General features: G+C 64.1%; 23 protein-coding genes. 12 read left to right on the top strand and 11 right to left on the bottom strand.

The genetic code is table 11. The annotated features are described in order from the left end of the window. Positions 1–191: 191 nt before the first annotated feature. Together glpK and glpD are read right to left on the bottom strand one after the other, a co-directional pair. Entirely contained in the window at positions 192–1,682 is a 1,491-nt protein-coding gene (gene glpK, locus GDR53_RS04305; protein WP_193336861.1) for a glycerol kinase GlpK, read from the bottom strand. A gap of 147 nt (positions 1,683–1,829) precedes the next feature. Beyond that, a complete protein-coding gene (glpD, locus tag GDR53_RS04300; protein WP_193336860.1) occupies positions 1,830–3,329 on the bottom strand; it encodes a glycerol-3-phosphate dehydrogenase in 1,500 nt (499 codons plus the stop codon). 173 nt (positions 3,330–3,502) lie between these two features. On the opposite strand from glpD, the gene GDR53_RS04295 reads away from it, so the two are divergent. Both GDR53_RS04295 and GDR53_RS04290 read left to right on the top strand, forming a co-directional pair. Then, positions 3,503–4,438: an AEC family transporter gene (locus GDR53_RS04295; protein ID WP_193336859.1), complete on the top strand. Its 936-nt coding sequence runs from the start codon at positions 3,503–3,505 to the stop codon at positions 4,436–4,438. 87 nt (positions 4,439–4,525) lie between these two features. After that, positions 4,526–5,125: a hypothetical protein gene (locus tag GDR53_RS04290; RefSeq protein ID WP_193336858.1), complete on the top strand. Its 600-nt coding sequence runs from the start codon at positions 4,526–4,528 to the stop codon at positions 5,123–5,125. Between the two features lie 24 nt (positions 5,126–5,149). Here the strand turns inward: GDR53_RS04290 and GDR53_RS04285 are convergent, their stop codons facing one another. The 3 genes from GDR53_RS04285 to GDR53_RS04275 are packed head-to-tail and all read right to left on the bottom strand — an operon-like array spanning position 5,150 to position 8,348. After that, a complete protein-coding gene (locus GDR53_RS04285) occupies positions 5,150–5,980 on the bottom strand; it encodes a transglutaminase family protein (RefSeq protein WP_193336857.1) in 831 nt (276 codons plus the stop codon). Next, positions 5,980–6,924, bottom strand: a complete 945-nt coding sequence (locus GDR53_RS04280) for an alpha-E domain-containing protein (protein WP_193336856.1) — start codon at positions 6,922–6,924, stop codon at positions 5,980–5,982. Before GDR53_RS04280 ends, GDR53_RS04285 begins: the two co-directional genes overlap by 1 nt. Before the next feature lie 2 nt (positions 6,925–6,926). Next, a complete protein-coding gene (locus tag GDR53_RS04275; protein WP_193336855.1) occupies positions 6,927–8,348 on the bottom strand; it encodes a circularly permuted type 2 ATP-grasp protein in 1,422 nt (473 codons plus the stop codon). A 163-nt stretch (positions 8,349–8,511) separates the two neighbouring features. Between GDR53_RS04275 and GDR53_RS04270 the strand changes: the two genes are divergently transcribed. The 3 genes from GDR53_RS04270 to GDR53_RS04260 all read left to right on the top strand — a co-directional run bounded on the left by GDR53_RS04270 (position 8,512) and on the right by GDR53_RS04260 (position 11,861). After that, the gene (locus tag GDR53_RS04270; protein ID WP_193336854.1) at positions 8,512–9,450 is read left to right on the top strand and encodes a 2-hydroxyacid dehydrogenase; all 939 of its coding nucleotides are present in this window, start codon (positions 8,512–8,514) and stop codon (positions 9,448–9,450) included. 2 nt (positions 9,451–9,452) lie between these two features. Further along, positions 9,453–10,067 carry a glutathione S-transferase family protein gene (locus GDR53_RS04265; protein WP_193336853.1) on the top strand — a complete coding sequence of 205 codons (615 nt, stop codon included), beginning with the start codon at positions 9,453–9,455 and terminating at the stop codon, positions 10,065–10,067. Positions 10,068–10,217: 150 nt separating this feature from the next. Continuing rightward, positions 10,218–11,861, top strand: coding sequence for an alpha-amylase family glycosyl hydrolase (locus GDR53_RS04260; RefSeq protein ID WP_193336852.1), 1,644 nt, complete (start codon positions 10,218–10,220; stop codon positions 11,859–11,861). A gap of 72 nt (positions 11,862–11,933) precedes the next feature. On the opposite strand, the gene GDR53_RS04255 is transcribed toward GDR53_RS04260, so the two are convergent. From GDR53_RS04255 to GDR53_RS04240, 4 genes are all read right to left on the bottom strand, one after another. Further along, a complete protein-coding gene (locus tag GDR53_RS04255) occupies positions 11,934–12,233 on the bottom strand; it encodes a hypothetical protein (protein ID WP_193336851.1) in 300 nt (99 codons plus the stop codon). Between the two features lie 25 nt (positions 12,234–12,258). Beyond that, positions 12,259–13,305 carry an AbrB family transcriptional regulator gene (locus GDR53_RS04250; RefSeq protein WP_193336850.1) on the bottom strand — a complete coding sequence of 349 codons (1,047 nt, stop codon included), beginning with the start codon at positions 13,303–13,305 and terminating at the stop codon, positions 12,259–12,261. A gap of 139 nt (positions 13,306–13,444) precedes the next feature. Further along, positions 13,445–14,620 carry a M20 aminoacylase family protein gene (locus GDR53_RS04245; RefSeq protein WP_193336849.1) on the bottom strand — a complete coding sequence of 392 codons (1,176 nt, stop codon included), beginning with the start codon at positions 14,618–14,620 and terminating at the stop codon, positions 13,445–13,447. 265 nt (positions 14,621–14,885) lie between these two features. Continuing rightward, positions 14,886–15,899 (bottom strand): sodium-dependent bicarbonate transport family permease, encoded by a 1,014-nt coding sequence (locus GDR53_RS04240; RefSeq protein ID WP_210321386.1) that lies wholly within the window; start codon positions 15,897–15,899, stop codon positions 14,886–14,888. Positions 15,900–15,932: 33 nt separating this feature from the next. On the opposite strand from GDR53_RS04240, the gene GDR53_RS04235 reads away from it, so the two are divergent. Beyond that, positions 15,933–16,820 carry a LysR family transcriptional regulator gene (locus GDR53_RS04235; protein ID WP_193336848.1) on the top strand — a complete coding sequence of 296 codons (888 nt, stop codon included), beginning with the start codon at positions 15,933–15,935 and terminating at the stop codon, positions 16,818–16,820. Positions 16,821–17,301: 481 nt separating this feature from the next. Here GDR53_RS04235 and GDR53_RS04230 read toward each other — a convergent pair whose 3' ends face one another. After that, positions 17,302–18,333, bottom strand: a complete 1,032-nt coding sequence (locus GDR53_RS04230; RefSeq protein ID WP_193335689.1) for an IS110 family RNA-guided transposase — start codon at positions 18,331–18,333, stop codon at positions 17,302–17,304. A gap of 94 nt (positions 18,334–18,427) precedes the next feature. Between GDR53_RS04230 and GDR53_RS04225 the strand changes: the two genes are divergently transcribed. Further along, positions 18,428–18,877 (top strand): TerB family tellurite resistance protein, encoded by a 450-nt coding sequence (locus tag GDR53_RS04225; protein WP_193336847.1) that lies wholly within the window; start codon positions 18,428–18,430, stop codon positions 18,875–18,877. Positions 18,878–18,913: 36 nt separating this feature from the next. Next, positions 18,914–19,882, top strand: a complete 969-nt coding sequence (locus GDR53_RS04220) for a TerC family protein (RefSeq protein WP_193336846.1) — start codon at positions 18,914–18,916, stop codon at positions 19,880–19,882. 78 nt (positions 19,883–19,960) lie between these two features. Here the strand turns inward: GDR53_RS04220 and GDR53_RS04215 are convergent, their stop codons facing one another. Beyond that, positions 19,961–20,644 carry an EF-hand domain-containing protein gene (locus tag GDR53_RS04215; protein WP_193336845.1) on the bottom strand — a complete coding sequence of 228 codons (684 nt, stop codon included), beginning with the start codon at positions 20,642–20,644 and terminating at the stop codon, positions 19,961–19,963. A gap of 259 nt (positions 20,645–20,903) precedes the next feature. Between GDR53_RS04215 and GDR53_RS04210 the strand changes: the two genes are divergently transcribed. The 4 genes from GDR53_RS04210 to fsa all read left to right on the top strand — a co-directional run bounded on the left by GDR53_RS04210 (position 20,904) and on the right by fsa (position 24,597). Beyond that, complete coding sequence (locus GDR53_RS04210; protein ID WP_193336844.1) at positions 20,904–21,671, top strand: electron transfer flavoprotein subunit beta/FixA family protein; 768 nt, start codon at positions 20,904–20,906, stop codon at positions 21,669–21,671. Then, positions 21,671–22,603, top strand: a complete 933-nt coding sequence (locus GDR53_RS04205) for an electron transfer flavoprotein subunit alpha/FixB family protein (protein ID WP_193336843.1) — start codon at positions 21,671–21,673, stop codon at positions 22,601–22,603. Before GDR53_RS04210 ends, GDR53_RS04205 begins: the two co-directional genes overlap by 1 nt. Before the next feature lie 71 nt (positions 22,604–22,674). Continuing rightward, positions 22,675–23,859 carry an amino acid aminotransferase gene (locus GDR53_RS04200; protein WP_193336842.1) on the top strand — a complete coding sequence of 395 codons (1,185 nt, stop codon included), beginning with the start codon at positions 22,675–22,677 and terminating at the stop codon, positions 23,857–23,859. 84 nt (positions 23,860–23,943) lie between these two features. After that, positions 23,944–24,597 (top strand): fructose-6-phosphate aldolase, encoded by a 654-nt coding sequence (gene fsa, locus GDR53_RS04195; protein WP_193336841.1) that lies wholly within the window; start codon positions 23,944–23,946, stop codon positions 24,595–24,597. The last annotated feature ends 63 nt before the right edge of the window (positions 24,598–24,660 follow it).

The following is a 24,660-nucleotide window of genomic DNA, read 5'->3' as shown; positions in this document are numbered from 1 at the left end:
ACTGGGTCAAAAAATTGTTTGATGGGAGGCAGTTATCGTTCTGAGCTTAAGCCGCAGGGGGCTTTTACGGTCCCTAACAGCAAACCCAAATCCGGATATCACCAAAGTTCAGCGGGCGGCTGCTCTTTGACCCGCGGACCCAAAGGCGGTCAGCCTGCTATCCACCCCATCTCCGCCACGCCCCCCCAACGCTAACCCGTCGTCAGCGTCCTTCTCACCGCGTCATTCCACCCCGCCACCTTGGCGTCGCGCGTCTTGGCGTCCATGCTCGGGGTAAACTGCTTGTCCAGCGCCCAGCTCTGGGCAAATTCGTCCATGCCCGGCCACACCCCGGCCCGTGACCCGGCCAGCCAGGCCGCGCCAAGCGCGGTCGTTTCGAGCGTCTTGGGCCGGTCTACCGGCGCGTCCAGCACATCGGCCAGAAACTGCATGGTCCAGTCCGAGGCGACCATGCCGCCATCCACCCGCAGCACCGTCTGTCCGCTCTCGCCCCAGTCCTTGCGCATGGCCTCGAGCAGGTCGCGCGTCTGGTAGCACACAGCTTCCAGCGCCGCCTTGGCGATTTCCGCCGGGCCCGAATTGCGCGTCAGCCCATAGATCGCCCCGCGCGCATCGGCATCCCACCATGGCGCGCCCAGGCCCACAAAGGCCGGCACCATATAGACATTCTGGCTGGGGTCGGCCGTGCGCGCCAGGGGCCCCGTCTCGCTGGCATGCTTGACCAGTTTGAGCCCGTCGCGGATCCACTGCACCGCCGCGCCGGCAATGAAGATCGAGCCTTCCAGCGCATAGGTCGTCTGCCCGTCCAGCCGATAGGCAATGGTGGTCAGCAGCCGGTTCTGGCTGCGCACCATGTCCTGCCCGGTATTGAGCAGCGCAAAGCAGCCCGTGCCATAGGTCGATTTCAACATGCCCGGGGAGAAACAGGCCTGGCCGATCGTTGCCGCATGCTGGTCCCCCGCCACGCCCAGGATCGGGATGGCGGCGCCCAGCAGCGCGGCATCGGTCACACCAAAATCATCGGAGCAGTCGAGCACCTCGGGCAGCAGCGCCTTGGGCACTGTGAACAGCGCCAGCAGCTCGTCGTCCCAGTCATTGGCCGCAATATCGAACAGCAGCGTGCGGCCCGCATTGGTGGCGTCGGTCACGTGGCTTTTGCCCCCGGTCAGCCGCCAGATCAGAAAACTGTCCACCGTGCCGAAGGCCAGCTCGCCCGCCTCGGCCCGCTCCCGCGCGCCCGCGACATTTTTCAGCAGCCATTCGATCTTGGTACCGGAAAAATAGGGGTCGAGCAGCAAGCCGGTCTTCTCGGTGACCAGCGCCTCATGCCCCTCGCTCTTGAGCCAGGCGCAGTGCGCCGCCGTGCGCCGGTCCTGCCACACAATGGCATTGTGGATCGGCTTGCCGGTCTGGCGGTCCCAGATCAGCGTGGTTTCGCGCTGGTTGGTAATGCCGATGGCCGCCACGTCACTGGCCGTGATCCCGGCCTCTTTCAGCGCCGTCTTGATCGCCCAGAGCACGCTTTCCCAGATTTCTTCCGGATCATGCTCGACCCAGCCATCCCTAGGGAAGATCTGGGTGAATTCCTTCTGCCCCACCCCGGCAATGCTGCGGTCCCCGGCGAACACGATCGCCCGGCTCGATGTCGTGCCCTGGTCGATGGCCAGAATATAACCGCTCATCAATGTCTCCTCGCCTGCCGAATTCTCGGTTCTGTCGTCTCCCTCCCCCTTGTGGGGAGGGATCAAGGGTGGGGGTAGGCCGCGCCGCGGCGTTCCGGCCTCAGCCCACCCTAACCCTGCCCATCACGGCAAGGGAATAGCACGTGGCTAGTGCGCCTTGCGCGCCAGATAATCTTCCAGCCGGGCCGCATCCTCGGCACCCACCTTGAGGCCCAGCTTGGTGCGCCGCCACAGCACGTCTTCTGCCGTGCGCGCCCATTCATGGTCCACCAGATAGTCCACCTCGGCCGCATAGAGGTCCGCCCCGAAATGCACACCCAGGCTCTCGATATCTTGCCGCGCGCCCAGCAGTACCCGCGCCTTGGTGCCATAGAGCCGGGTCAGCCGATGCGCCAGCGCCTTGGGCAGCCAGCCATAATCCTTGCCCAGCCGCCGCACTTCCGCGTCAAACGCCAGCGGCTCGAAATCGCCGCCGGGCAGGGTGCTCTTCTTGGTCCAGGGCGCGCCCTTCTTGCCCAGCACATCCTCGATCTTTTCCAGCACCGACTCGGCCAGCCGCCGCGACGTTGTCAGCTTGCCGCCAAACACATTGATCGCCGCGCCCGTGGCCGCGTCGCCATCCACCTTGAGCACATAGTCGCGCGTGGCTTCCTGTGCGGCGCTGGCGCCATCGTCGAACAGCGGCCGCACGCCGGAATAGCTCCAGTGCACATCGGTCCGCGTCAGCGGCTTGGCGAAATATTCGCTCGCTGCGCTCAGGAGATAATCCGTCTCCGCCTCGGAAATCTTGACGTCCTTGGGGTCGCCCTCATAGTCCTCGTCGGTGGTGCCGATCAGCGTATAGTCATTCTCATAGGGAATGGCGAAGATGATCCGCCCGTCGCCATTCTGGAAGATATAGCAGCGGTCATGCTCATAGAGCTTGTGCACCACCAGGTGGCTGCCCTTGACCAGCCGCACATTATGCGCGCCATTCTTGCCCATCGCCCCGGTGATCACCTGGTCCACCCAGGGCCCGGCCGCATTGACCACCAGCTTTGCCCGTATTGTCTGCCGCCCGGCCTCGCCATCCAGTTCGACAATCCATTCGCCCGCGTCGCGGCGCAGGCTCGTCACCTTGGTGCGCACATGCACCGCCGCGCCCTTGTCGGCCGCGTCGCGGGCATTGAGCACCACAAAGCGCGCATCGTCGACCCAGCAGTCGGAGTATTCAAAGCCGAGCTTGTAGCCGGGCTTGAGCGGCTTGCCGGTCACGTCCTTGCGCAGGTCCAGCGTCTTGGTCGGCGGCAGCAGCCGTCGCCCGCCCATATAGTCATACATGGCCAGCCCGGCGCGCAGGATCACCGCCGGGCGCAGCCCTTTGTGATGCGGCAGCACGAAGCGCAGCGGCCAGATGATATGCGGCGCCGCCGCCCACAGCACTTCGCGCTCGGCCAGCGCCTCATGCACCAGGCGGAATTCGTAATGTTCGAGATAGCGCAGCCCGCCATGCACCAGCTTGGTGGCGGCCGAGGAGGTGCCCGAGGCCAGGTCGTTCATCTCCGCCAGCGCCACCGAATAACCGCGGCCCACCGCGTCGCGGGCCACGCTGGTGCCGTTGATGCCGCCACCAATGACGAAAATGTCGACGCTACCGCTCACGCTCATGGACTTCACCCTATGTTGGTTTCGTTTGTACGCGTTTTGATTTCGGAATGAAACAATTCTGTTTCGATTATCGGCGGCATCGGCGAGCCCAATCTACCATACCAGATCGGCATTGACCCCGCCCCAGGCGCGGCGTAGGGCAGGGTGTCTTCCGGCCCCGGAACCCTTCGGCCATGCTCTCCATCATCAGTGTCATTCTGCCCATTTTCGCGCTGATGGCCTTTGGCTTTGGCGCCGTGCGCTTCAAGCTGTTCCCCGCTGAAGGCATCAAGAGCCTGATCGCTTTCGTGAACAATTTTGCGACGCCCTGCCTGCTTTTCCATTCCCTGGTCACCAGCGACTTCGCCTCCGCCTTCAACCTCGCCATCATCGGCCCCTTCTATATCGGCGCCGTGCTCTGCTTCGTGCTGGGCATCGTCATTGCCCTGCGCTTCTTCGGCAACACGCCCGGCATCGCCGTCTCGGTCGGCTTTTCCGGCACCTTCACCAATACCGTGCTGGTCGGCCTGCCCATCATGCAGCGCGCCTATGGCGTTGATGCCCTGCCCGTGGTGCTTTCCATCATTGGCCTCCATGGCGCCATCCTGCTCACCACCGGCATGGTCACCATGGAACTGATGCGGCGCGACGGCGCCTCGCTCGGCCGCACCCTCCTGACGGCCGGCAAGCGCGTCGCCTCCAATCCGCTGATCTGGGGCATTGCCGCCGGCATGATCGGCTATTTTGCCGGCCTGCAGCTGATCGAGCCGGCCGATGCCTTCCTGCGCATGATGAGCCAGGCTGTCGTCCCGGCGGCCCTGTTCGGCATTGGCGGCGCGCTCAACGAGTTCAAGCTCTCCGACAACTGGCAGCAGGCTTTGATCGCCGCGCTGATCAAGCTCATCGTCCATCCCGCCATCGCCTATGTGCTGATGATCTGGGTGCTCCATGTCCCCATGGAGATCGCGCGCTATGGCATCCTGCTCGCCGCCATGCCGGCCGGCGTCAATGTCTATGTCTTTGCCACCTACTACAACCGCGGCACCAGCGTCGCCGCCAATACCATCCTCATCGCCACAGTCGCCTCGGCGCTGACCATTTCGGCCTGGCTTTACATCCTCACGCTCTAGCCGCGCCGATCACATTTTCGCCCCCGGCGGAACCCGGCGCCACGCAAATCATTGAGCCGCCACTATTATTGATAGTGGTGATCTGCTTTGCGCTCTGGTCTCATTGCTTTTTGTGCGTTGCTGGCCGTTTTCAGCCTGCCGTCGGTCCCGGCCTCCGCCCAGGAGCCGGCCCCCGATGAGGCGATCTTCCTCTTTGCCGGCCGCTATACCGACGCCTATTTCGACCGCTCCTTCATGCCGCTCTCGGCCAGCTATGAAGACAATTTCGTGCTCGGCGCCGGCTACCAGAACTTCTTTGCCGAGCCGCTGCCCGATTGGCATCTGGGTGCGGAGGTGGGCGTCGCCTTTCGCGGTGGCACCGATGTCAGTGGCGAGATCTGGGCCGGCGCGGTGGCGCGCTATGACGGTTTCCATCTCGGCGAAAACCTGCGCGTCTCCCCCTCCTTCACCTTCGGGCTGAGCGCCATTACCAACCCGATCGGCAAGGAGGCCGAACGCGCCCAGCAGCGCCAGGGCGATCCCTCGGTGCTGTTCTTCCTCGCCCCCGAAATCAGCTTTGCCAGCCTCGACAATCCCGATACCGAAATCTTCGTCCGGCTGCATCACCGCTCCGGCGCCTGGGGCACTCTGGGTGGCATGGGCGACGGCGCCAACGCCCAGGTCATCGGCATCCGCCACCGCTTCTGATGCCGCTGAGGGGTTTGCGCCCGTTCAGCCGACGGTCTCGACCGATACCGCGATTGTCGTCACCCCGTCGCCGGCCGGCACGACGCGGATCGGCACGGTCGAGCTCTCGTCCAGCCCCACGGCCAGCCGCACATGCCGGTCGCTGGGGCAGATCTGCAGCAGCGGGTCAAAGCCGATCCAGCCCAGCGCCTCATCATAGGCCTCGGCCCAGGCGTGAAAGCCCACCAGGTCATCGTCGCCATCCGGCTCGGCGGCCACATAGCCTGTCACATAGCGCGCCGGAATGTCGAGCGCCCGTGCCCCGCCGATGAACAGATGCACCAGCGCACTGGCCGTCGGCGGTGCGGTCTCGGCGGGAGACGCCCCGCTCGACTGGCTCTGGCTCCGCCCGCCATCAGCCGACATCTGGCTCTGGCTCGCCTCGCTGTCCACGCCCAGCGTCTCGCCCACCCGCGCCATCAGAGCATGCAGCACGTCGATGCGGCTGTCCTTGCTGCCGCGAAACTTGCCATAAAGCGTCACCGAGGCCTTGGTCAGCGGCGTCGTCCGCTTGTAGAGCGCCGGCACCGGCTCGCCCCCCGGCCGTCCCAGCACGCCGGCCCGGTCCGTCGTCACCACCGTCCCGCTGACGCGCACCACCAGTGTGCCTTCCGGGCGGCTCTGGTTCACCAGATGCACTGTGTTGCCATAGGCATCGGCAAACACCGCCGCGCTCTCGATGCCAGCCATCTCGACCGTCCAGTCCTCAATCTGCTGCGTTGGGCCATTGGTGGGCGTCAGCAGCAGGTGCAGCACGGCATGGGCCGTGCCGGCTGGCGGGGTAATGCTCATCTGGTGGTCTATGGTGATACGCATCAATAAAAGTTGTAACTCTCCGACAGGGTGTTCGACACGTGATCGGCCCGCGCCATGAATTCGGTCAGGAATTCATGCAGGCCGAAGGCGAAGATGGCTTCCATATTGGTGTTTTCCACCATGGCGCGCAGCTGGCTGGCCGCTTCATTGCAGCTCTGCTGCTGCCCATAGAGCTTGCTCAGCGTCACCACATTGTCTTCCAGATATCGCGCGCAGAAGATCAGCGAGCGCGGCATTTCCGGCCGCAGGATCAGGAAGTCGGCAATATTGGTCGCCTTGTAGCGGTCGTGATAGACATGCCGATAGCTGCGATGCGCCGAGGCCGCCCGCAGGATCAGCGTCCATTGCTGGATGTCGAGATCCCCGCCCACCATCTTGGCGCGCGGCAGCAGCACGTAATATTTCATGTCGAGAATGCGCGCCGTATTGTCGGCCCGCTCTATGAAATTGCCCGCCTGCAGGAAGGCAAAGCCGTCATCGCGCAGGATCGTGCCCAGCAGCGCGCCGCGGAACTGATGCCCGATATCCTTGACCCATTCGAGCAGGCCCAGCAGCTTGGCCCCGCGCACATCGCGCGGCTTGATCTGGGAAAATTCGAGCCAAGCCGAATTGATCGCCTCCCACATGTCGGTGGTGATGGCGGTGCGCACCGAGCGCGCATTGCTGCGCGCAAAGCTCAGGCAATTATACACCGAGCTCGGATTGTCCCGGTCGAACATCATGAAATGGGCCACCGTGTCGACATCGGCGACGCGGTCCTTCTTGCCGAATTCCTCGTCGACCTCGGCCGCCTGCATCATCGAGACCAGGTGTTCCGATACCCCGCCTTCACGGCGCGATGTCAGGCTCATGCGATAGCCGACCTCGAGCAGGCGGGCCATGTTTTCGGCCCGCTCGACATAGCGGCTGAGCCAGTACAGGTTTTGTGCAGTCCGTCCCAGCATGGTCAATCTTCCAGCACCCAGGTGTCCTTGGTGCCCCCGCCCTGGCTCGAATTGACCACCAGCGAACCCTTTTCCAGCGCCACGCGCGTCAGCCCGCCTGGGGTAATGCGCACCTCGTCGCCCACCAGCACATAGGGCCGCAGGTCGACATGGCGCGGCGCAATGCCCGATTTGACATAGGTGGGGCAGGTGCTCAGCGCCAGCGTCGGCTGCACGATGTAATTGTCCGGCCGCGCCTCGATCTTCTTGCGGAATTCATTGTGCATGGCCTTGGTCGAGGTCGGCCCCACCATCATGCCATAGCCGCCCGAGCCGTGTACTTCCTTGACCACCAGGTCGCCGATATTGGCCAGCACCCAGTTGCGCTGCTCGTCATCGGTGCAGTTATAGGTCGGCACATTCTGCAAAATGGCCTTCTCGCCGAGATAGAATTCGATGATCTCCGGCACATAGGTATAGACCGCCTTGTCATCGGCAATGCCGGTCCCGGGCGCATTGACCAGCGTCACATTGCCGGCGCGATAGGCGTCGAACAGGCCGGGCACGCCCAGCATCGAGCCGGGCAGGAAGGTCAGCGGATCGAGATAATCATCATCGATCCGGCGATAGATCACATGCACCCGTTCTGGGCCCGTCGTGGTGCGCATATAGACCTTGCCGCCATCGACGAAGAGGTCCGGCCCTTCGCACAGCGTCGCGCCCATCTGGTCGGCCAGGAACGAGTGCTCGAAATAGGCTGAATTGTAGATGCCCGGCGTCAGCACCACGATATTGGGCGACGAACCCGAATTCTCCGGCGCCACGCTTTCGAGCGTCCGGCGCAGGTTTTCCGGATAGTTTTCCACCGGCGCCACCTTCTGGCGCTGGAACAGGTCCGGCGCCAGGATCATCATCGCTTCCCGGTCCTCCAGCATATAGCTGACGCCCGAGGGGGTGCGCAGATTGTCTTCCAGCACGAAGAAGTCGTCCGGCCCGGTGCGCACGATATCGACGCCGATAATGTGGGCATAGACGCCGCGCGCCGGCTCCAGCCCCATCATTTCCGGGCAGAAGGCGGCGTTCTGCAGGATCAGCTTTTCCGGCACCCTGCCGGCCTTGATGATGTCTTGCCGGTGATAGATGTCATAGAGAAAGGCGTTGAGCGCCTTGACCCGCTGCTCGATGCCCTTGGACATCTTGCGCCATTCCTGCGCCGCGATGATGCGCGGGATCACGTCGAACGGGATCACCTTTTCGGTGCCCTCGGCCGAGCCATAGACCGCAAAGGTAATGCCCAGCTTGCGGAAGATCGCCTCGGCGTCGGACTGCATCAGGTTGAGCGCCTTGTCGGGCTGTTCCTCCAGCCACTGCGCCAGCGCTCGATAGGGTTCGCGGACACTGCCGTCCGCTTCGTACATTTCGTCAAACGGCAGCTGATCGCCCATTGTGCTCCGACTGGTTATGCGGCTCGTCCCATCGCCTTCACATTGCTACACGTTTGCGCGGCCCCGTCCAGCCGATCACGCGCTTTGGCCAACTATTTGCGCCACTGTCCGCCGCTTGTATGGTACCGCCTTGGGCAACCCTTTCCTGCTGCGAGCCCGCCGAATGACCGATAAAGCCATCGCCATCCTCCAGACCCACAAGCTGCTCGCCTCCTGCGAGGCGGCTCTGGCCGAGCGCTTCACCGTGCACAAGCTGCATGAGGCCGCCGACCGGGCGGCCTTCATCGCCGAACATGCCCCTTCGATCCGCGCCATTGCCGGCGGCGCCGTCAGCGCCGAGCTGATCGGCCAGCTCCCCGCGCTCGAGATCATCGCCAATTTCGGCGTCGGCTACGATTCGATCGATACCAATGCCGCTCGCGCCGCCAATGTGCGCGTCACCAATACCCCCAATGTCCTCAACGACGCGGTGGCCGAGCTCACCATCGGCCTGATGATCGCTTTGGCTCGCCGAATTCCCCAGGCCGACCAGTTTGTGCGCCAGGGCAAATGGCCCGCGGGCAATATGGGCCTCTTCTCCGAACTCACCGGCAAGACCGTCGGTATTTTGGGCCTCGGCCGCATCGGCAAGGAAATCGCCAGCCGCGCCCAGGCCATGAAGATGCGGGTGGTCTATTACGGCCGGAAGCGCCAGCCATCCGAGCCGCATGTCTTTTACGACAGCCTGGTCGACATGGCCCGCGACAGCGACTGGCTGGTCATCATCGCCCCCGGCGGCCAGGGCACCGAGCGCATCGTGTCGCGCGAGGTCCTCGAAGCCCTCGGCCCCCAGGGGCACCTGGTCAACGTCGCCCGCGGCACCCTGGTCGACGAGCCCGCCATGCTCGAACTGCTGCAGTCTGGCGGCCTCGGCGGCGCGGCGCTCGACGTCTTCGAGAACGAGCCTTCCATGCCCGAAGGCTTCTTCGCCCTCGACAATGTCGTGCTCTCGCCCCACATGGGCAGCGCCACCACCCAGACCCGCAATGCCATGGGCGCCCTGGTCGTCGCCAATCTCGACGCCCACTTTGCCGGCGAGCCGCTCATCTCAGCGGTGGTCTGATCATGCTGATCTTGCATGGCGGCAAGCGCTCGCCCTTTGTCCGCCGCGTCGCCATCTGGCTGGCCCTGCAGGACCGCGCCTTCGAGCGGCGTCCCGTCGAGCTGTTCGGCGCCGATTTCGAGCGCTTCCGCGCCCACAATCCCCTCAGCCGGGTACCGGTTTTGACCACCCCCGATGGCGACCTGATCGAGACTTACGCCATCATCGATTATCTCGAAACCACTGCCGAGCCCGCTTATCGCCTGTTGCCCGAACCCGGTCCGCAGCGCATTGCCTGCCAACAGGTCATCGCCCTCGCCCATGCCGTGGCGGAAAAGGGCGTCGCTTTTGTCTACGAAACCGAGCGCCGCCCACCCGACCTCGTCTGGCCCGACTGGGTCACCCGCCTGCGCAGCCAGCTCGAAGAGGGTCTGGCCGCGCTCGAGACGCAGACCCCCGCCACGGCCTGGTTCGGCGGCACCCATCCCAATGGCGCCGATGCCGCCGTGGTGGCGACTGTGGATTTCCTCGGCACCGTGGCCGGCCTCACCGATCCCGCGACCATGCCGCGCCTGCTGGCATTGTCCGGGCGCAGCCGCGCCTTGCCGGCCTTCGCCACCACCCATCCGCAGGCCTGAAGCCCGGGTCATCTAGCGGCTGCTGCCCTGCCATGTCCGGGCGGCTGCCCCGCGTCGGGCACGGATTCCCTTGGCGCCTCGGACCAGATAGGTTCCCCGCCAATTCCGGCCCGCGGGGCCGACCCAGAAAAGCAATGACGGAGCGGACAGATGACGCAATGGTGGCGTGGCGGCGTAATTTATCAGGTCTATCCGCGCTCGTTTCAGGACAGCAATGGCGATGGCATTGGCGATCTGCCCGGCATCATCGCCCGGCTCGATCACATTGCGAGCCTCGGCGTCGACTGCATCTGGCTGTCGCCCATCACCAAGTCGCCCCAGGCAGATATGGGCTATGATGTCTCGGACTATTGCGAGATCGATCCGCTCTTCGGCTCGCTCGAGGATTTCGATACCCTGGTGGCCCAGGCCCATGCCCGCGGCCTCAAGGTCATCATGGATCAGGTGGTCAGCCACACCTCCGATCAGCATGCCTGGTTCAAGGAAAGCCGCCTGTCGCGCACCAATGCCCGCGCCGACTGGTATGTCTGGGCCGATCCGCTGCCCGATGGCTCACCGCCCAATAACTGGCCGGCGGTCTTCGGCGGCAGCGTCTGGGAATGGAACGGCACGCGCCGGCAATATTACCTGCACAATTTCCTGATCAGCCAGCCCGACCTCAACTTCCACAATCCCGCCGTGCAGGATGCCGTGCTCGATGTCATGCGCTTCTGGCTCGAGCGCGGCGTCGATGGCTTCCGCCTCGATACCGTGAACTACTATTTCCACGACCAGCAGCTGCGTTCCAACCCGGCCAATCCGATCGAGGAACATCTGCCGCTGGCCACCAGCCCCTACGAAATGCAGATCCACCAGTTTTCCAAGAGCCAGCCGGAAAACCTCGATTTCCTGCGCCGCGTCCGCACCCTGCTCGATCAGTTCCCCGGCACCACCTCGGTGGGCGAGGTCGGCGACAGCCACCAGTCGGTCGAGCTGATGGCGCAATATACCTCGGGCGGCGACACGCTGCACATGTGCTACGGCTTTGATTTCCTCGGCCACGAATTCACCGCCGAGCACTTCCGCTCGCGCATCGACAAGTTCTTCGCCATCGGCCCCGATGGCTGGCCGTGCTGGAGCTTTTCCAACCACGACGTGCCGCGCCATGTCACCCGCTGGGCCGAGCATGCGCTCAACCCGCGCGACCTGGCCGACCAGACCGCCGCTTTGGTGCTGTCGCTGCGCGGCTCTGTCTGCCTCTATCAGGGCGAGGAACTGGGCCTGCCCGAAACCGAATTGCTGTTTGAGGAACTCACCGATCCGCGCGGCATCCGCTTCTGGCCGCAGGACAAGGGCCGCGACGGCTGCCGCACGCCCATCCCCTGGGACGAGGGCAATCCACCCAATGGCTTTACCACCGGCACACCCTGGCTGCCGGTCAAGCCGCCGCAATCCATGCTCAACGTCGCCACCCAGCAGGCCGATCCCGGCTCGACCCTGGCCTTTTACCGCACCATTCTGGCCTGGCGCAAAGCCCATCCCGTGCTGGCTCTGGGCGATATCGGCTTCTTCGACCTGGCCGAGCCGATCCTGGCCTTCCGCCGCGCCACCGAGACCGGTGCCATGCTCTGTATCTTCAACCTCTCGCCCCATGAGCGGGCCGTTGCCGTCAGCGGCCTGCATGAAGGCACCATGCTCGAGCCGGTCTCCGAACGCGCCGTGCTGGCCGATGCCAACCTGCGCCTCGGGCCCAATGGCTATGCCTTCATCGCCATTGATGTCTCGAGCACGGCCACCATCAGCGATCTGGCCTAGTTCTCAAAACAAAACCCGGCCGGCGCTTAAGGCGCCGACCGGGACAAACAGGGTAGGGGGTCTGCGACCCGCTTAGTCGTAGGCGCGGGTATAGCTGCCCGGATTGAAGAACTGCATTTCTTCGGTGCCGTCGGCCAGGCGCACAAAGGCCCGCACGCAATTGCCCCAGCGCTCGACGCGTATCGCATCGACACCGCGCTGACGCAGTTCGGTCATGTCGTAATCGTTGCGGTCGGCCTCGTTGATCTTGACCTGGTCGCCGTCCATGTATTCGAACGAAATCACATTGCCGGTGTCCTGGCACATCACGGCATAGGACGGCACGGTGGCCAGCAGGGTCACGGCCAACGCCGCCAGAGTAGTTCGCAACATGTCATGGTCTCCATTTGGCCGGAATCTAGCCACCAATTGTGGCAGATTCGCGCCGCCGGATCAGTACCACAACGGCAGGAATTGCCAGCGTCAGCATCAGCAGGCGCAGCACATGGTGGGCGGCAATGAACGCCGTGTCATAGCCCAGCGCAATGCCCAGCGCGCCCATGCCCTCCAGCGCGCCCGGCGCCAGTCCCAGCCAGATCTGGCCATAGGGCATGTCGACGACGAGGCTCGCCAGAAACGCGATCAGGCTGACAATCCCCACCGTCATGCCCGTCGCCACCACGCCGCCCTTGGCGGCGGTGATGAGCTCACGCCGGGTGATGCCGGCAAAGCGCGAGCCGATCAGCGCCCCGGTCAGCACGAAGGTCGCGGTCACCAGCGGCCCCGGAATGGCCGCTACATAGAGCCCCGCCAGCTTGGCCGTGGTCGCTGCCGCCATGGCGCCGAGCACGAAGCCGGCCGGCACCTTGAGCCGCACGAAGACCAGCCCGACGGCAATGCACAGCGCCGCCAGCGCCAGCAATTGCCCCAGGTCGAGATAGCCGACCGGCACCGCCGGCGCAAAATGATCGATCGGCAGGAACAGCGCCCCGATCGGCACGCAGATGGTCAGCATCATGATGCGGATCACCTGGATGATGACGATCTGCCGTGCATCGCCCACCCCCGACGAGGCGATCCCCAGCACGAAGGAGAGATGACCCGGAAACGAGCTCAGATAGGCCGTGCCGGTATCGAGCTTGAACACCTTTGCCAGCATCCAGCCGGTTGCCGCCACGATGATCACCAGTTCGAGCGCCAGCGCCAGGATCGTCACCGGCCAGCTGGCCACCAGCGCCAGGCTGTCGGGCGCCACGCTGGCCCCCATCGACATGCCCACCAACAGGAATGCCAGGTCGCGCAGCCGGTCCGGCATCACCATGGGCAGGCCGGCAATCGCCGCCACGGCCACCGCCAGCGCCCCGCCCATGAGCCACCCTGCCGGTAGCCCCAGCACGGTTGCCACCCCACCCCCCGCCGCCGAAACCAGCAGGGTGAACAGGATGGGGACAAGGGTTTGCCGCAAGGCCGGCAGTGCTTTTGCTGGGATGAGAGTCACGTCAGATGCGCCAGATTGGTGGACGGTGAAAACCCGAGCCGAGCCTGGTCCGGGACGTGATCCGCAAACTGCAGCAGCCCGCTAGGGGCGGGCCGCCATGATGCGACTATCGCCCATCAAGGGGCAAAGCCCGTTCCGCCAGCCGCACCCAATAGCTGGTGCCCGCCGGGATGATCGCGTCGTTGAAATCGTAGCTGTCGGTATGCAGCTCGCTGCTGTCGCCATTGCCGACAAAGATATAGGCGCCTGGCCGGCGCTCCAGCATGAAGGAAAAGTCCTCCCCGCCCATCGAGGGCGGCGCATCGGCATCGACCCGACCGGGTCCGGCGATCTCGCTGGCCACCGCGGCGGCAAAGGCCGTCTGCTCGGGCGCATTGACCGTCACCGGATAGCCGCGTGCATAGCGCACGCTGGCCGTCGCGCCGAAGCTCTTGGCAAATTGCGGCACGAAATCGGCCAGCCGCTGCTCGATCAGGTCCTGCACACCCAGGTCCAGCGTGCGCACCGTGCCCGTGATCTTGGCCGTGCGCGAAATCACATTGTCCGCCTCGCCGGCCTCCAGCATCGTCACCGACAGCACGGCGCTGGCCAGCGGATCGACATTGCGCGACACGATCGCCTGCATGCCCACGATCATGTTGGCCGCGACGATGATCGGGTCCACCGTGGTCTGCGGCCGCGCCGCATGGCCGCCCTGGCCGGTAATGTCGATATAGAAGCGGTCGGTCGCCGCCATGATGCCGCCGGCACGGATGCCGAACTGCCCCGCCGGCATGCCCGGCCAGTTATGCATGCCGTAGAACTCGTCAATGCCGAAATTTTCCACCAGCCTGTCGTCCAGCATGGCCTTGGCGCCGGCGCCGCCCTCTTCGGCCGGCTGGAAGATGACAGCGATGCGGCCGTCGAAATTGCGCGTCTCCGCCAGGTATTTCGCCGCGCCCAGCAGCATGGCGGTATGCCCGTCATGGCCGCAGGCATGCATCTTGCCGTCCACGGTCGAGGCATAGGCCGCGCCGGTCTTTTCGGTGATCGGCAGGGCGTCCATGTCGGCCCGCAGCCCGATCGTCCGCCCGCTGCCATTGCTGCGGCCGTTGATGATCCCCACCACGCCCGTGCCGCCGATCCCGGTGACGATCTCGTCGCAGCCGAATTCCCTGAGTTTGTCTGCCACCACGCCCGCCGTCCGCTCCACCGCGTAGAGGATCTCCGGATGCGCATGAAAATCCTGCCGCCAGGCGGCGATTTCGTCGGCAAACTCGGCAATACGGTTGAGCACGGGCATAAGGAAGTCCAATAGGTCGGTTCTGGGTCAGTGTCGCTGTCCCAATCCAAGCCGTCAACTCTAGTCCATCCCCCATCCTCGCGCCATGCGACCAAGCGGAGCGTTTTGGCGGCAGGGGAGGCGCGCGCCTGTCTACGCGACATTGCCACCAGTCACCAGCGATAGGCCGCAGCCGACCCCGTCTCGGACGGTCGAGGCTCAAGAGCTAGAAGCTGAAAGCTGCCGTGCACAAGCGACCATGGGAAATCCTCTGATTGTGTGACGCTCAAGTCAGAAGTCGGGCCAGGGTCGTGAAGATCGGAATACCCACCAGCACATTGAAGGGGAACGTGATGGCCAGCGACATGGCCAGGGGCAGGCCAATGTCGGCTTCCGGCAAGGCCAGCCGAATGGCAGCCGGCGCCGCAATATAGCTGGCGCTGCCGGCAAGGATACCCAGCGCCGCGGTCGAACCAGTGTCGAGCCCGATCAGGGCGCCGGCCAGAACCCCCACCGTCCCGTTCACGAAGGCAATAACCACCGCCAGCGCCGCGATGACGGGTGTCACGCTGCGGGTCCGCATGAGATGGCGCGCGGCAACCAGGCCCATTTCCAACAGGAACAGGCAAAGGACACCCCCAAAGGCGTGCTCGAAGACGGGCCGGATCGGATCAAAGCCGCTCTTGCCAACCGCAAGACCGACGATGAAACTACCCAGTAGCAGCACCACCGCGCCATCTCGCATCGCGTGCGAAAGGTGTCCGCGCAGGGCCCGGGCCCCGGCACCCTCGCCGCGCTTGGCGAGCCAGATGCCGGTAATGATCGCCGGCGCCTCCATCATGGCGAGCACAGCGACCATGTAGCCGGCGACCGGCAGGCCGCCAGCCTCGAGTATGGCCATCCCCGTGACGAAGGTCACCACCGACACGGACCCATAATGGGCCGCGATGGCACCCGCATTGACAGTGTCCAGCTTGGCCAGGCGCCGCATGGCCCAGAATGCGGGAACCGGGAGCAACAGGCTGAGGCCGATACCGGTCAGGCCGGCAACCACCAGCTCGCTCGTTACGCCGGACGTCGAAACCTGGACCCCGCCCTTTAGCCCGATCGCGGTCATCAGGTAGATGGCCAGTCCCTTGCTGACAGCCTCGGGGATTTCCAGACTGCTGCGGATGGAGGCGGCGACAATGCCGAGTGCGAAGAACAGGATGGCAGGTGAGAGCAGGATTTCCATCGGATCGCCAGTTTGCAGGGAGGGCAAGGCCGACCTAGCGCGAACCGATAGTTCAATAAAATTCATTGATCAGATCAAATCGTTCTGTATGTAAGAACCATGAAGACGCTGAACTTCCGACACTTGTGGTATTTCAGGCAGGTTGCCCGCGAGGGCAACCTCACGCGCGCCGCGCGTCTGCTGGCTGTCTCGCAGTCTGCCCTCTCCACCCAGATCCAGATTCTCGAGACCCGGTTGGGGCACCCGCTCTTCGAACGAGTCGGTCGTCGGCTCGTGCTGACCGAGGCCGGCAAAGTGGCGCTCGACCATGCCGATGCCATCTTCGACATGGGTGAGGACCTGTTGACGACGCTACGCGTCGGCTCCGGGCGCCGACAGGTCCTGCGTGTTGGCGCACTGGCCACCCTTTCGCGCAATTTTCAGATCGATTTTCTGCGGCCTTGCCTGGGTCGGGCCAACCTTGAAGTCGTGTTGAGCTCGGGCAGCCTCGTCGAGTTGACCGGCCTGCTGCGCCGCCTCGAGCTTGATGTCGTGCTGTGCAATGCGGCCCCCGCTGCTGGCCATGCCGATGAGTTGGTGGCGCACCGGCTGGCCCGCCAACCCATCGCCCTGTTCGGAGCGGCAGCCTTGCAATCGCATGCCGCGACCCCCCAGGACGCCCTGAGAACACATGGCGTCATCCTGCCGACCGGCGCCAGCACTATTCGGGTCGAATTCGACGCTCTCTGTGCACGCCTCGGCATCATTCCTTCCGTGGTTGCGGAAGTCGACGACATGGCAATGCTCCGGTTGATGGCGCGCGAGGGCATCGGTCTGGCCCCGCTCCCCGCAATCGTGGTTCGCGACGAACTGGAGGCAGGCACTTTGCGCGAAGTGGTGCGACTGCCGGGGATCGAAGAAGCCTTTTACGCGCTGACCTTCAACCGGCAGTTCCAAAGCCCGGTCGCTGAAGAACTGATCGCCATTGCCGCGCATTGGTCGCTCTAGAAAATTATGAATGCCCTCTTGTAACGGCTTTGGCCCACGCCAATCTCCTCTGGCGTGACCGGGCCCCTCTGGCGTCGGCGGCATCTGCCGCCACGCGATGTCGGATCACCTTGGCAGGGCCCGAGGGCATCTGCGTTGGTGCCCGCTTCTGTCATGGTCTCCCAACGCACTCCCTCAGCCCGCCGAGCGGCACCTTGAGAGGAGTTATTCATGACCAAAGACAACCCATCTGTGGACGCCCCGTAAGACGCAAGCGGTTTTTGAAGGATTGCACGTAGTCGGATGCTGCCATCTGTCCGGCCTCTGATGCAGCACCAGAGGCTGCGGGCCCGTATGGGAGTTCGCGGACCGGATCCATATCACCCACGGCGTGCTCTCGGCACAGTGGATTGCCCTGGTTTTCCGACCCCGTCTCGCCGACTGTTGTGCCATACCTTCCTTCGACCGACTACGTCTCCGACGACCTCTGGCCCGCCTTGGCTTACGCCGCAGCTGCGACCGGAGCTTTGTATTCCTCTTGTTTGATGAGCAGCGCCCAGACGATGCGCGCCGTCTTGTTGGCCAGTGCGACCGTGACCAGCATGCGCGGCTTGCGAGCCATCATCTGCTCAAGCCATGAGCCTGCGGGCGCACCTCGCTTGCTCGCTTGCAAGACCACCGCACTGGAGCCAATGATGAGAAGCCGCCGCAAGGTTCGCTCACCCATTTTGGTGATCGAGCCCAGCTTTTGCTTGCCACCGGTTGAGAGCTGACGTGGCGCCAGACCCAACCAGGCGGCGAAGTCTCGACCTTTGCTGAACGTCTCGGCTGGCGGAGCAAGGGCTACAATCGCCGTAGCGGTGATGGGACCCACGCCCGGTATTGTCATCAGTCGCCGGGCGACCACATCCTCGCGGGCTCGCCGTGCGATCTCCTTGTCCAGCTCGCCTATCTTGGCGTTCAGTTGATCGAGCAGATCGAGCATCGTGCGGAACATGGGCTTGGCTGTGTCTGGAAGCGACGAGCCCATCTCGCCATCGAGCATGTCGGCCAACACCGCTATATGTGACGGACCCTTTGGCGCGACCCAGCCATACTCGGTGAGGTGGCCGCGGATCGCATTGATCAACTGGGTGCGCTGCCGCACCAGAAGGTCGCGGGTTCTAAACACCAAAGCTGATGCCTGCTGTTCCTCGCTCTTGATCGCCACGAACCGCATGCTGGGACGCTGCGCTGCCTCGCAGATGGCTTCGGCATCGACCGCGTCGTTCTTGTTCCGCTTTACGAAGGGCTTCACATAGGCTGGCGGGATAAGCTTGACCTTGTGACCCAACAGCGTGAGTTCGCGCGCCCAATGGTGCGCACCGCCGCACGCCTCCAACGCCACTAGGGACTGTGGCTGCCGAGCGAAGAACTCCAGCAACTTCGTGCGGCTGATCTTGCGGCTAAACAGAGCTCGACCGCTTGAATCTGCACCGTGCGCATGGAAAACGTTCTTCGCGATATCCAGACCGATTGTGGTAACTTCCAACATGGGCGCCTCCTCAAGTGGTGTGTTGAACGACTCCACTTTGGCACATCGATGCCGCCGGGGGGCGTCCACCCCATCACCCCGAGACGATCTGTTCATGCGCGGCGCGCGCCTGCGTGCCCGCCACAAAGCCGATGGGCGAGACCTGCATGCCGAAGCCAGCCGCGCTGGCGCGGAGGATTTCTTCCAGGCGCTGGTCGCTGCCGTGGCCGTCATCGCCCACGCCGATGGCCGGCTCGACCTGGCGGAAAGACGCAAGCTGGTTGAAGCCTTTCTGGCCAGTCCCGCCATGGCGGGTTTTTCCGTCGCCGACCTGGCCGAAGAGCTGGCCCACCATGCCCGCGCCTATGGCTATGCCCCCGACCTAGCCGAACGGCAGGCGCTGGCCACGCTGAACATCAGCGCGCTCGGCACGGCGGACCGGCTATCCATCCGCAATGCCTGCCACCAGGTGATCACCGCCGATGGCCTTGTTCATCCCGTCGAACTGGGGGCGCTGCACCGTGTCGAGCGCGCCCTCGGGCTGGAGGAGGCGACAGATGAGTAATTTCCTGCTGTGCACAAGCTTCGGGGGGCATGCCAGATGGACATGCTGACCGGCCTTTTCCTCGGCCAGCCGCTCTGGATGTGGCTGGGTTTTCTGGGCCTCGTGGCCCTGCTGCTGGCCTTTGACTTGGGCGTGCTGCACCGCGACGGCCATGAGATCGAGGTGCGCGAGAGCCTGATGCTGTCAGGTTTCTACGTCACCCTCGGCCTCGTCTTTGGCGCCTTTGTCTGGTGGCAATTGGGGGCGCAGTCGGGCATTGAGTACCTGACCGGCTTCGTCGTCGAAAAGAGCCTGGCCATGGACAATGTCTTCGTCATTGCCATGATCTTTGGCTATCTGGCCATCCCGCGGCACCTGCAGCACCGCGTGCTGTTCTGGGGCATCCTTGGCGTCATCGTGCTGCGCGCGATCATGATCGGCTTCGGCGCGGCCCTGGTGTCCGAATACGGCTGGGTGCTTTACGTGTTTGCCGCCTTCCTCATCGCCACCGGCATCCGCATGATGCTGCCCGGACACGGCGAAACCGATCTTGGCCGCAATCCGGTGCTGATGTTCATCAAGCGGCGCTTCCGCGTCACCGAACAGCTGCATGGCGACAGGTTCTTCGTCCGCCAGACCGATCCCAAAACGGGGCGTCTCGAACGCTACATGACGCCGCTCTTCCTGGCCCTCGTCATGATCGAGATCGCCGACGTGATCTTTGCCGTGGATTCGGTGCCGGCCATCTTTGCCATCACCACCGATCCCTACATCGTCTACACGTCCAACATTTTTGCCATTCTCGGCCTGCGGGCGCTCTACTTCGCCCTCGCCGCCATCCTGCACCGTTTCGCCTATCTCAAGCAGGCTTTGGCGGTGCTGCTGGTCTTTATCGGCGCCAAGATCTTTGTCGCCGATCTGCTGGGTTGGGAGAAATTTCCGGCCGAATGGTCCCTCGGCATCACCGCCGTGATCCTGGCCAGCGGCATCTTCTATTCCCTGTGGCGCACCGCAAAGCCGGCCTAGCCGGCGGCGGACTGCGGACCGCGGCAATCACCGGCTACTGATGAAAAGGAGGCCCGGCATTGCCGGGCCTCCTTGGTCTTACTGGGCCGTGGTGCCTTCAGTCGTGGTGTCGGCGTCCGACGAGTCATCGCTGCCCGACATGTCGTCGCCATTGTCCACATAAAGGATCACGGCGGCGTCGCTGACATTGACGCCGATCACATCACCTTCGGCAATGCCATCTGCCGTGAGCATGGCGGCAATGGCTGCATTGCCGAACACGGCCGTGGCGACATCGCCACCGATCCCTGCACCATCTTCATTGCAGTCGCTGACGCTCTGGATCTGGGCTGTGGTGGCGCTTTGGATGGTGGCGAGGCCCTCAGCCGACACGGTGGCCCCAAGGTCAATGCTGGAGCAGTCCATGTCGCCCATGGCAGCCTGGCCGGCGCGGGCTTCCTCAGCGGAGACGACCCCATCGCCATCCGTATCCAACGACAGGTCGGTCTCGACCTCGACCTCGGTCTGGGCATTGGCGCCGGCGGCGGTCTCGTCGGCGTCCACCGTGCCGTCAGCATTGGTATCGAGCGAGAGATCGACGCCATTGGCATCGACAGTGGCGCCGGCATTGACGCTGCCGCTGCCCGTGACGCTGCCGCCAGTCGTGCTCTCGACAGTTGTTCCGGCATCTACCGTACCGGCAGCGCTGGTCTGGGCCAGTGCGAGTGGGGTAGCTGAAAGCATCAGTGCAGCCGTCAGGCTGAGAAGGGAAAAGGTGTTCATGCGGATCATCCTTGATGATTGCCCCCGCAAAGCATCGAACGGACACCGCGCCCTATGGTTGCGCCCCTGGCGATCACAACTGCGCTTGCGCCGGCATCGGCCGATGCGGGCGCCACAAGCCCTCGCTGCCGCCCGCGCCGGCGGTCGCCGGGCAGCCTTTTCCAACATTACCCCGATCCTTGGCCCAAATTTCCCCCATCGCGGCTTGTCCCACCCCCCGCGATTTGTCATGACACCGCCCAACAGCCCGGAGTCTGCCATGAAAATCCTGGTCGCCATCAAGCGCGTCGTCGATCACAATGTCCGCATCCGCGTCCGCCCCGATGGCACCGGCGTCGAAACCGCCGGCGTGCGCCTGTCGATGAACCCCTTCTGCAAGCATGCGGTGGAAGCCGCCGTGCAGCTGGCCGAGGCCGGGCAGGGCGGCCCCTCTACCGAAATCGTCGTTGTCTCTATCGGCCCCAAACCCGCCACCGACGTCATCCTCACGGCGCTGGCCATGGGCGCCCATCGCGGCATCCTGGTGGAAACCGATGCCGAGTTCGAAACCCTGGCCATTGCCAAGCTGCTGGCCAAAGTCGTGGCCGAGGAGCAGCCGGACCTCGTCCTGCTCGGCAAGCAGGCCGTCGACGATGACAGCAACCATGTCGGCCAGATGCTCGCCGCCCTCACCGACCTTCCCCAGGCCACCTTTGCCTCGGAAATCAAGATTGTTGGCAACGGCCTGGAAGTCACCCGCGAGATCGATTCCGGCCGCGAGACCCTGGCGCTGCCTTTGCCCGCCGTGGTCACGGCCGACCTGCGCCTCAACACCCCGCGCAATGCCGCTTTGCCCATGGTCATGAAGGCCCGCTCCAAGCCGCTGGCTGTCCGGCCGGTCGCCGAGTTCGGCGTCGATCTCGCCCCGCGCCTGCTCATCGAAAAGATATCCCCGCCCGCCGAGCGCGTGGCAGGAAAGGTCGTGGGCTCGGTTGCCGAACTGGCCGCCTTCATCGCCGCTGACATTTCCCAGATGGAGGCGCTGTAATGAGCGTATTGGTCATTGCCGATCACGATGCCGGCCTGCTCTCACCCGCCACCGCCCGCGTGGTCGAAGGCGCCTCAACCCTGGGGCCAATTGACCTCCTGGTCATCGGCGACAGCACCGAAACCGTCGCCGCCGCGGCCGCGTCGATTTCCCATGTTCGGAAAGTGCAAGTCGTTACCGGCGTTTCCGCTGCCGATGCCGACACTGCGGTGATCGAAATGCTGGCTCAACGTTACCAGTACGTTATCCAAAGTGCGGGAAGTGTGGGTCGCGATCGCATGCCCCGCCTTGCGGCAAAGCTTGATCTGATGCCGGTCACCGACGTCGTCGCCATTCTCGGCCCCAACCGCTTCGAGCGGCCCATCTATGCCGGCAATGCGGTGCAGACCGTCACCGACAACCAGCCAAGGCACATCCTCACCTTGCGCGCCTCGGCCTTCCGTGCCGCCGCTGCCACCGACACCGCGGCGCCCATCGAAGTGCTTGATATGGCGCTCAATTCCGTCGTCACCCTGCTGGCCAGCCACCGTACGCAAAGCGACAGCCCCGACCTGGCCACCGCCCAGATCGTCATCGGCGGTGGCGTCGCCCTCGGCTCGGCGGAAAACTTCGGGCTCATCGAAAAGCTTGCCAAAACGCTCGGTGCCGCGGTCGGCGCCACCCGCGCCGCCGTCGATGCCGGCTACGCCCCCAATGACTGGCAGATCGGCCAGACCGGCAAGATCATCGCCCCCGATCTCTATATCGCCATCGGCATTTCCGGCGCCCTGCAGCACCTGGCCGGCATTCAGGGCGCCAAGAAAATTGTCGCCATCAACAGCGATGCCGGGGCCCCGCTGATGCAGCTGGCCGATCTGGCACTGGTCGGCGATCTCTTTGAAATCATTCCCCAATTGACCGCCGAACTGGAGCGGCTCGGCATTTCCCGCTGAGCCGCACCCCGATTGCAAAATCTGCCCCGCCGCCTATAACAAACCCGCCTCCCACCGGAACGACTCCCACCATGTTCGAGACTCTCACCAAGGCCCCCGGCGACAAGATTCTGGCGCTCATGGGCGAATACGCGGCCGATCCGCGCCCCACCAAGATCGATCTCGGCGTCGGCGTCTATAAGGACGAGCAGGGCACCACCCCGATCATGAGCTCGGTGAAAAAGGCCGAGGCGCGCATCCTGGCCCAGGGCAAGACCAAGACCTATCTCGGCATTGCCGGCAACAAGGGCTTCGGCGCCGCCGTGCTCGATCTGGTGCTCGGCGATACGCTGGACCGCGCCCGCGTCCGCATCGCCCAGGCCCCCGGCGGCACCGGCTCGCTTTGGGTGCTGATGCAGCTGATCAACCGCGCCCGCCCCGGCGCCACCGTCTGGGTCTCCGACCCGACCTGGCCCAACCATAACCCCATCGCCGAAAATTCCGGCCTCGTGGTCAAGACTTATCCCTACTTCGACACCCAGACACGCGGCGTCAAATTCGCCCAGATGCTGGCCGCGCTCGACGGCCTGGGCAAGGACGATGTCGTGCTGCTGCATGGCTGCTGCCATAACCCGACCGGCGCAAATCTCACGCCCGATCAATGGGATATGGTGGCCTCGAGCCTCGTCCGCACCGGCGCTTTGCCTTTCATCGATCTGGCCTATCTCGGTTTTGGCGATGGTCTTGATGCCGATGCCTATGGCACGCGCAAAATTCTATCCACGGTCCCCGAAGCGCTGGTAGCATTCTCGGGATCGAAGAATTTCGGTCTCTATCGCGAGCGCATCGGCGCGGCCATCCTGGTGGCGCGTGACGGGGCAGAGGCGGACGTGACCCAGTCGCAATTGCTCAACATCATCCGCGGCGCCTATAGCCAGCCGCCCGATCATGGTGCCGAGATCATCCGCACCATTCTCGAGGATGCCGAGCTGCGCGCCGAATGGGAGACCGAGCTCGACCTGATGCGCAACCGCATGATTCACCTGCGCGAAAAGCTCAGCGAGGCGATCCGCAACAAGTCCAATTCGGCCGATTTCGACTTCATCGCCGCCCATCGCGGCATGTTTTCGCTGCTCGGGCTCGATAATGCGGTGGTTGAACATTTAAAAGCCGCCAACGGCATCTATATGATTGGGGACAGTCGCATCAATGTCGCCGGCATCCCCGAGGATCGTGTTGGCGACCTGGCCGATGCCCTGCTGGCCGCCATCAAATAGGTCCGGTCCGGGCCTTGCGGCAAGTCATTGCCGTGCTACACCTTTTGCCCGACGGGCAAGTTTGAAGACAATTAGGAGGGAACCATGAAGTTCTTTGTCGATACTGCGGAAATCAAGGACATCAAGGAGCTCTATGAGACCGGTCTCCTCGACGGCGTCACCACCAACCCATCGCTGATCGCCAAGTCCGGCCGCGACTTCAAGGAAGTCATTGCCGAGATCTGTGCGCTGGTCCCCGGCCCGGTTTCGGCCGAAGTCGCCAGCCTCGAATATGACGGCATGGTCGCCGAAGGCGAACACCTCGCCAAGATCGCCGAAAACGTCGTCATCAAGCTGCCCCTGACCTTGCCTGGCCTCAAGGCCACCAAGTACTTCTTCGACAAGGGCATCAAGACCAACGTCACCCTGTGCTTCTCGGCCAATCAGGCCCTGCTGGCCGCCAAGGTCGGCGCGACCTATATCTCGCCCTTCCTCGGGCGGCTCGATGACATCAACCTCGATGGCGTCGAGCTGATCGAGAACATCCGCCAGATCTATGACAATTATGGTTTCGAGACCCAGATCCTGGCCGCCTCGATCCGCTCGCCCAACCACGTCACCCAGGTTGCCCTGGCCGGTTCGGACGTCGCCACCATTCCGCCCGACGTGATCCGCAAGCTGGCCAACCACCCGCTGACCAATGCGGGCATTGAAGGCTTCCTCAAGGACTGGAAGGGCACCGGCCAGTCGATCCTCTAGTCATCGAAGTCCCCACACACGCGATGTCACCCCGGCGCAGGCCGGGGTCCATCCTGAGAGGTG

This window comes from Devosia beringensis (assembly GCF_014926585.1).
In the GTDB taxonomy this organism is placed as follows: Bacteria; Pseudomonadota; Alphaproteobacteria; order Rhizobiales; family Devosiaceae; genus Devosia; species Devosia beringensis.
This window is presented reverse-complemented; position numbering and strand designations above follow the sequence as displayed.